The sequence below is a fragment of the Vibrio sp. Vb0304 genome, assembly GCF_033338995.1.
GTDB classification, from domain to species: Bacteria; Pseudomonadota; Gammaproteobacteria; order Enterobacterales; family Vibrionaceae; genus Vibrio; species Vibrio alginolyticus.
This window is the reverse complement of sequence record NZ_JAWOTT010000172.1, coordinates 1-1,306: the sequence shown is the minus strand read 5'-3', so window position 1 is coordinate 1,306 and position 1,306 is coordinate 1. Positions and strand designations below refer to the sequence as shown.

Annotated in this window: 2 protein-coding genes; one reads left to right on the top strand and one right to left on the bottom strand. The window is 45.9% G+C overall.

Annotated features, from left to right (window positions below; genetic code table 11):
* Window positions 1-382: EamA family transporter (locus tag R7P35_RS24735; RefSeq protein ID WP_318093001.1), on the bottom strand; the 382-nt coding region annotated here is incomplete at its 3' end.
* Between the two features lie 112 nt (window positions 383-494).
* On the opposite strand from R7P35_RS24735, the gene R7P35_RS24730 reads away from it, so the two are divergent.
* On the top strand, window positions 495-1,306 hold an 812-nt coding region (locus R7P35_RS24730), incomplete at its 3' end, for a LysR substrate-binding domain-containing protein (protein WP_318092999.1).

Below are 1,306 nucleotides of genomic sequence, written 5' to 3'. Positions count from 1 at the left end.
TCACAATACCAAAAACGGTGGACGTACGAATTTTTCCATGCCAGACAAGCTTCTCAATCACAGGCATAAACAACGGGCCTGTAGCAAAAAGGACCACACTTTCGACCAGCGTTAACGTTTGAAGAGACGCAATAAAACACAATTGAGACAGACCAATACAAAGTGCGCGTAGCAAAGTGGGCTTCAACTCGGTCGATTTCGGCAGTTTGATGCCTTTCGGGATCAGAACTAAGAGCAAGATAAGCGCAGGTAGGAAAAATCGCAGAAAGCTGAACATGGTTACCGAAAGCGCCTCAGACAGCTGCTTTGCTAGCAAGCCCGTAACAGATAAGCTTAATGTAGACATCAACATAAATACGATGGGTTTGTGAACGTGATTCATTAGATACTCCTTAATTCTCGGAGCATTTTATGAAAAGTGACTTTATAGAAATAGCGAGTAATATTAACCTCTATTGTAAGTAAACCTTACACATTGAAAACAGGTTCGTTCCATGCGCAAATTAGTACCATTAAACTCCATCTACGCGTTTGTGGCGGTGGCGGAATCAGGCAGTATGACGGAAGCCGCCCAGCTTCTGAGCGTTAGCCACTCGGCGATCAGCCAAGCGATTAAATCTCTCGAAAGCCAAGTAAACAAACCGCTTTTTGACCGAATTGGACGCCATGTGTACCTCAATACCGAAGGCAAAAAATACTACCGCAAAGTCGCGCCAGCGTTAGAACAAATCGTCGATGCAACCGAAGCACTGATGCACGATCAAAACTCTCAACGCATTACGCTAAACATGGTGAATTCTTTGGCACTGCATTGGTGGATCCCACGTATGCCACGCCTTCAAGCCTACGCGCCCCAACTTGATGTGCGCCTCTCTAACCTTTCTGGACGGTTCAATTTGGAACAAGAAGGCGTTGATGCTGCGTTGGTGCATGGCAACACTGAAGAGTGGCAAGACTACTATTGCGAAAAGCTCAGTGAAGACGAACTGGTATTAGTGTGCAGCCCTGATCTCATCGACCACAGCAATCCAGTTAACCTTTCTGACATCTTAAAGACGTATCCGCTCATTGAGGTCACGAATGAGCGCAGAAAACACGATTGGCAAGTCTGGTCAGACGCGACAGGAGTCGCTCGTCCAAAAAACAAAAAGCCGATCACTTTTAATATGTCGATTCAAGCGGTACAGGCAACCACGCGTCGTTTGGGTGTATTGGTGACTCACCGTTTGTTTGTGAAAGACGACATCAAGTACGGTCAACTGATCGAACTTGGTGAACCTGTGATCAATCCTAATCAGCAGCTTTA